The organism is Bacillus sp. FJAT-47783 (assembly GCF_022808615.1).
GTDB lineage: Bacteria > Bacillota > Bacilli > Bacillales > Aeribacillaceae > Bacillus_BZ.
The window spans coordinates 457280-463883 of sequence record NZ_JAKZKS010000001.1 but is presented as its reverse complement, the minus strand read 5'-3'; the positions used below and the strand labels follow the sequence as shown (position 1 = coordinate 463883).

Here is a 6604-nt window from a genome sequence, read left to right as displayed (position 1 = left end):
AAAAATCTGAATAACTTTGGGCACAGACCGAAATATAGTGATAAAAATGGTACATTATTTCAGAATGAATTCTGGATTATTGTGAAAACTGGTTTCTGAATTAATGTGCTCGGTTACATAAATATTTTAGAAAAAATGAAAGTGGTTTTGGAAGAAGTGAAGCCAAATGTGGTATTAGTCCATGGTGATACATCCACAACATTTGTAACATCTTTAGCTTGTTATTATTTACAAATTCCAGTTGGTCATGTAGAGGCTGGGTTAAGGACTCAAAATATTTACTCTCCATATCCAGAAGAATTTAATCGTCAAGCCGTAGGTATTGTAGCTAAATATAACTTTGCTCCAACAGAGATGTCCAAAGACAACCTCTTAAAAGAGGGTAAAGACCCTTCTACTATATATGTGACAGGTAATACTGCCATAGATGCGCTTAAGACCACAGTAAATGATGATTATTCTCATGAACTGCTCGATTGGGTATCAGATAGCAGCTTGATTTTGATAACTGCTCACAGAAGAGAAAACCTTGGAGAACCGATGAGAAAAATGTTTAAAGCAATCAAAAGAATTGTGGAAGAGTTTCCTAATTTTAAGGCGATATATCCTATCCATATGAACCCGGCAGTAAGGGAAACAGCTAATCAAATTTTAGGAACCTGTGACAAGGTAAGAATCATTGAGCCATTAGAAGTATTAGATTTTCATAATTTCCTTTCAAGATCATATTTAATCCTTACTGATAGTGGTGGTATTCAGGAGGAGGCTCCAAGCTTAGGTAAGCCGGTATTGGTTATGCGTGATACGACAGAGAGACCAGAAGGTATTGCAGCTGGAACGCTGAGATTGGTTGGGAAAGATGAAGAGAATATTTACAATACATGTAAATTGCTTCTTGAGGATAAAAGTGAATATAAAAAAATGAGTCAAGCAAGTAACCCATATGGCGATGGCTTTGCGAGTAAGAGGATAGCGGATGTGATAGAGGAGAGGGATTGAACCCATTTAATTTTGTGAAGTAAAGTTAACAACCATATGATTAAAAAAATAAAGAAGAATTACTAGGGAGAAACTATGAAGAAGATAATGCTTTGTCTGATTATCCTAGATCTATTCATGTTAGGGTGGTTCTTGATTAAAAATAATAATACACCTCAGACTGAAAAGTTTATCAAAAAGTGGATGATAAACCCAAATGGAACGATAGCATCCAATTTAATTCCGGATTCTCCAATTGATGAAGATTATGTTGGGGGGAGAGAAGCTTTATCGGAATCTCTCGGTTTATGGATGATTTATGCCATCGAAAAAAATGATTCCAAACTCTTCTTTCAAGCTTACAACACTTTAAACCTCTATTTTTTAACAAATGACGGCTTTATCTATTGGAAGTTAACGCCGGAAGGTCAACCAAAAGTAAGTACTAATGCACTTGTTGATGATTTAAGAATCATAGACGCTCTATATCAAGCTGGATCCAAATGGAGAAAGGAAGAATACACGGAGACGGCAAGGGTTATTACTGAGTCACTTATTCATAGAAATTTAAATCAACATCTTTTAACGGACTTTTACAATCAAAAAAATGGACAGATTGCAGATACTATAACAATTTCCTATATCGATGTCTCTACATTAAAAAAAATGAAAAAAGATAATAGATTAGATGAAACACTATATAAACATATGGTTTCTTTACTAGAAAACCTTCCAACGAAAAATGGATTTTATCCTAAAAACTTTAGTATTAAAAAAAATAGTTATGAATTTGAACAAATTACAAATATGATTACGCAAACATTGACAGCTATTCGGCAAATCGAAGCTGGAAAGGACTCGGGGAAATTCTTTCATTTTATCAAAAGTGAGTTCCAACAAAATGGAGTACTATACGGTAGATACAATGTCATTACAGGTAAACCAGCTAACACATATGAATCTCCTGCATTATATGGATTAACAATTCTTTATTGCATAAAAATAGATCAATTGGAACTTGCTAATGCATTTTATGAAAGAATGATTCAATTACAGGAAAATAGTATATTCAATCCTTTTTATGGTGGTTACATCAATACTACTGATAAGAATACACATATTTTTGATAATCTTCTTCCTTTACTAGCAACGGAGAAAATAAAAAATGCAAAAAGGGAATAGGAATAATGCGTAGATTCGTTCGTTGATTAAATAACCGTTATCGAAGTAGTTAGATTATGATAATAATTCGTCTGCAATAGTTTACATAGAGTGCTTGATCACAATCGTGCAATTGTTCATTCATCGTTACTACATAATGCTTAATCGTTTGTTTCTCATTTTGTTTATCCCACACTTTTCGAATGAAAAGTATGATTTACGCTAATGGATAAATGGTAGAATTCCACATTTAGGAAAGGATTATACTTACACTTTGTTAATATTGCTCCTTTCCTCTCGTGTTTTTTAAATATAGGAAACGACCATGGTCCAAGGTGCGCTCCTAGTATTTAGTATAACTTTCATTATTAAGAACGTAATGTTCAATGAAAAACACGAAAAAATGAGAAATTAGGAGTATTTTCTAGATAACGGACGAAAAGTGTTCGTTATTAAGAATAAATGAGCAGATTTACTATTTTCCATTCTAGAACAAATCACCTATACTCAAGTTGTGAGTTCGTTAAAAAGAACGAAAAACTCCTAAGAAGGAGGAGATCGTCATTCGATATAGGCGAAAACAAAAGTATAAAGGCACTGACAAGAAGTGGTTTATTGGATTTCAACTGTTCTCATTACTATATTTACTCTTACTGATTGGAGTTTTTCAATTAAGCTTTACAAATGCTGAATTTACTGATGTAGAAAGAACGTCTGGAACTATTTCTATATGTAGCAACTATCATCCAGACAAAGGGTGTCATGAAAAAGAAGAAAATCAATGGGATAAAAGCTCTTTAACATTTACTGATCAAAAGTGGAATGAACCAAATGTTGAAGCTGTAATACAAAACGGAGCCGATTCTGATGATATGGAAGGAGCAACTACATATGAGGTGTATTACACAGAAGTAGTGAACCCTAAAAATGGAACTGTTATTGCTTCGGGTGAGGTTCCAGCCCTTAAAAGTGGGGAAACGATCACTTTATCAGTAGATGTAAAAAATAGAAAGGGAATTTATATGTTTAAAGCCTACCAGCGTCCTGGTCATAAAGGTATAGGAGAGCTTTGGAGTAAAGAAATAATTGTACAAGCAAAAAATGAAAAAACGGAAGAAGAAACAAAAACTTCTAAAGAAGTAGAGCCTTCTAATAATGAATCTCAATTGAAAGAGAATACCGAACAGCCTAAAAATGAAACAAAAGCATCAAATGAAAAAGCAGAAAAGAATAATGCAGATGTAGATAATGAACAAATCGAAAAACAGAACAATGAACAAACGGTAATTGAAAAAAATGAAGAATCTGTGAAGGAAAAGGAATCTGAAAAACAAGATTCCCAAGTTGAAGAAAGTGAATCAAAAGCAAACCAAAAAGAAGATTGGAATAGTGAAGAAACAAATGCACATGGGAAAGCCAATGTAAATGAAAAGGAGGAGAGCCATGAAACAGATTCGGAACAGTAAGATTTATAAGATAACAAGTAATATATTATTCACCATGATCTTTTGTCTACTTTTATTGTTAACAATCACCGTCATTTCGAGTAGGGCGTCTGGAGGAGAACCCGAGCTGTTTGGTTATCAAATAAAAGCAGTTTTATCAGGGTCTATGGAACCAACTTTTTTAACAGGTTCATTAATTATTGTTGAAAAATTAGATGATGCAACAACAATTCAAAAAGGGGATGTCATTACGTTTAAGAAGAATGAGAACGAGCTTGTCACACACCGAATTGTTGATGAGGTTAAAACAGGAACTGCCATCAGCTACGTAACTAAGGGTGACAATGTAGAAGGTCAAGATCCACAACCGGTATTAGCTGAAAATGTCGTGGCAAAGTATACAGGTATTACTATCCCTTATGCTGGTTATTTCTTAAGCTTTGCGAGTAGTAATGTCGGAACAGGACTATTGCTAATTATCCCTGGGATTATGCTTTTAGTATATTCAGCATTTACCATTTGGCAAGTCATCAAAGATATTGAACGGAAAACAAATTCAAACAATGAAGCGTCTCTTTAATTTTCGGTTGAACGCCTAAAAAGGCTTCAATATAAAAATTTTACATACCTCTAAATGAGGGAATAGTAAAAGGAGGAGAAACAATGGGAATTAAAAAGAAAATGAGCATGGGTGTTATGTCAGCGGCATTAGGTTTATCGTTAGTTGGTGGAGGAACTTGGGCTGTATTTAGCGATACAGAAACGGTAGCGGAAAGCTATCAGGCTGGAATTTTAGATTTAGTATTGAAGGAAAAAGATGGGAAAACAGATCTTCAAAGTGGAATTTTCACGAGTGAACTTACAAATTTAAAACCCGGTGACAGTATTGAAGAAACGATTCGCGTTAAAAACAATGGGACATTATCGATTAAAGACGTTGTTGTGAAAGCAAGTTATGACGGGTTTACAGATGGAGGTACAAGTCTAAACGGTGATGCGGATCTAGGTGGAGAAAACTCGGCTGATGATTTCGCGAAACAGATTCATGTGTTAATAACAGATAAAGAAGGAACAGAATTATATAACGGAAATCTTAAACAATTTAAAAAAGCAAGTGATGATATTACAGATGGAACATCTAATGGTAGCTTACCAGTATTACCGAACCCAGATTCCGATCCTGTAACAATTAAACTAACATTTAAAGAATCTGCTGATAATAGATATATGAACGACAAAATGAATGTAAACTTTGAATTTGTAGCATCCCAGTTTGAAGGAACAGAGTTTACAGACGGTGACAATATTAATGAATTAAATGCGAGTCAAACAGAAAAATAATTGAACAAGAAGGCGGGGGTAATCCCGCCTTCTGTATAATAAGTGCAAATGAGGTATTTTCATGGTTAAATATTTGAAATTATATGTATTGGTTACTTTAGCATTTATGTTATTTGCAACTTTACCTACTCGAACTGCTTTTGGAGATGAACAAAATGAAGTGGATCTGTCTCTAGCTCCAGGCTCTTTCTCCATTTTTGCATCGAATTTAAAGCCCGGTGATTCGGTCACAAGAAAAATAGTCTTATCGAATACAGGACTTCGAGATATTAAGTATATTACGAGTGTACAATTTGAAGATGGTTCGAAGAAGTTTTTTCAACAGTTACTCGTTGAAGTTTATACCGATCGTGAAAAACTCTTTTCAGGGAAATTAATGAATTTGCATGAATTTGCGGCAAGACCGTTGGCAATCGGTGAAGATGAACAGTTATGGATAAAAGTGATCGTTCCTTCTTCACTTGGAAATGAATATCAGGGTCTGCGCTCTGTCGTAAAGATGATATTTTATGCTGAAGATGACCTTGTAACTGAGGTTCTTTCGAATGGGGGAGAAAATAATCGATTATTACCAATGACAGCAACACACACGATGAATGTATTGATTATTGGTATGTTGTTAACAATTGCGGGAATTGTATTCGTTCGTTTCAAAAAACGTGATAGTGAAAAAATACAATTATAAAAAGTGTCCTTACGGTAGTTGTGTGAGGGCACTTTTTTGAAAGTGCTAGTTCTTTAATAAGAACAATGAGAGGTGAATCAGTTTGTATAAAAAACTTTGTCCACGATGCTTTCAATCTTCCTATAGTAGCTATAAAGAGCAAGAATGGTACTGTCCTGTATGCTTGAATCATTTAACGAACTGTAAAGCCATTAAGGTTAACCATTGTTCAAGGGAAATCAGAGTTACTGACTATTATGAACAAAGAAAAATTAAAACTTCAACGTTTTCTAAGACTATATAAAAAACCGCTTCATCAAAGACGAAGCGATTTTTTATTGGCCATTTTTTAGCTTCCACTTGTTAAATTCTAAAAATTTTCTAAACTCTTCTTTCGAAACCCCAGAGTCCATTGCTTCTCGAACTAAAGTAGTCCACTCAGAGTCTAATTGGATTTTCTGATCTTCGTTCTGTTCAATTAGTTGATTGACCGTCACTCCAAGTACAGAAGATACTTTTTCTAAAAATTGTACGGAAGGATTTTTTTGAATATTCCGTTCGATTGAGCTTAAATATGATTTCGCTACTCCAGCTTTTTCTGCAAGTTCTGATAGCGATAAGCCTTTTTCTTTACGTAATCGTTTGATTCGTTCACCTATCATGTCAAGTCATCACCTTCCTGCGTTTATTATAGCATTTATAGAAGGTGTTTTCTATTTCGTACTTAATTTTATTTTAGGGTTAGATGAAGGTGAAAAATCAGCTGACTCGATAAATTCTCTCACTTCTTGCGGAGTTAATCCTATTTCCCTCGCCTCTTGCAATAATTGAATCCATTCTAAATCAATTGACCCCTTTAGGTTCTCTGTTTTCTTCATTTGAATCCTCCTAAAATACCTATTTGTATTTCAGGTAGCCCAGCCATCATAGTAAAAAAGCACTTTAGATCTGTAGCTTTGCGTCCTTGTTTTTCAACAAGTTTGCCTTTTTCTGATAGGACACGTTTCCTGTCCTA

7 protein-coding genes, 1 pseudogene and 1 riboswitch are annotated in these 6604 nt (G+C 34.3%); of the genes and pseudogenes, 6 read left to right on the top strand and 2 right to left on the bottom strand.

Annotated elements, in window-relative coordinates; genetic code table 11:
* Positions 1-120 precede the first annotated feature (120 nt).
* The 6 genes and pseudogenes from wecB to MLD65_RS02325 form a co-directional block, all read left to right on the top strand.
* Positions 121-999 (top strand): annotated as a pseudogene (gene wecB / locus MLD65_RS02350) (non-hydrolyzing UDP-N-acetylglucosamine 2-epimerase); the annotation flags it as partial.
* A gap of 75 nt (positions 1000-1074) precedes the next feature.
* On the top strand, positions 1075-2160 hold the full coding sequence (locus tag MLD65_RS02345) for a glycosyl hydrolase family 8 (protein WP_243290231.1): 1086 nt from the start codon (positions 1075-1077) through the stop codon (positions 2158-2160).
* A 536-nt stretch (positions 2161-2696) separates the two neighbouring features.
* Positions 2697-3605: an amyloid fiber anchoring/assembly protein TapA gene (gene tapA / locus MLD65_RS02340; RefSeq protein WP_347709257.1), complete on the top strand. Its 909-nt coding sequence runs from the start codon at positions 2697-2699 to the stop codon at positions 3603-3605.
* Positions 3583-4164: a signal peptidase I SipW gene (sipW, locus tag MLD65_RS02335; protein WP_243290230.1), complete on the top strand. Its 582-nt coding sequence runs from the start codon at positions 3583-3585 to the stop codon at positions 4162-4164. Before tapA ends, sipW begins: the two co-directional genes overlap by 23 nt.
* Before the next feature lie 83 nt (positions 4165-4247).
* Entirely contained in the window at positions 4248-4925 is a 678-nt protein-coding gene (locus tag MLD65_RS02330) for a TasA family protein (protein WP_243290229.1), read from the top strand.
* A gap of 61 nt (positions 4926-4986) precedes the next feature.
* Positions 4987-5610 (top strand): LPXTG cell wall anchor domain-containing protein, encoded by a 624-nt coding sequence (locus tag MLD65_RS02325; RefSeq protein WP_243290228.1) that lies wholly within the window; start codon positions 4987-4989, stop codon positions 5608-5610.
* A 314-nt stretch (positions 5611-5924) separates the two neighbouring features.
* On the opposite strand, the gene MLD65_RS02320 is transcribed toward MLD65_RS02325, so the two are convergent.
* Both MLD65_RS02320 and MLD65_RS02315 read right to left on the bottom strand, forming a co-directional pair.
* A complete protein-coding gene (locus MLD65_RS02320) occupies positions 5925-6251 on the bottom strand; it encodes a helix-turn-helix domain-containing protein (protein WP_243290227.1) in 327 nt (108 codons plus the stop codon).
* A 51-nt stretch (positions 6252-6302) separates the two neighbouring features.
* A complete protein-coding gene (locus MLD65_RS02315) occupies positions 6303-6467 on the bottom strand; it encodes an anti-repressor SinI family protein (RefSeq protein WP_243290226.1) in 165 nt (54 codons plus the stop codon).
* A gap of 30 nt (positions 6468-6497) precedes the next feature.
* A riboswitch (cyclic di-GMP riboswitch) is annotated at positions 6498-6584 on the bottom strand.
* Positions 6585-6604: the final 20 nt, after the last annotated feature.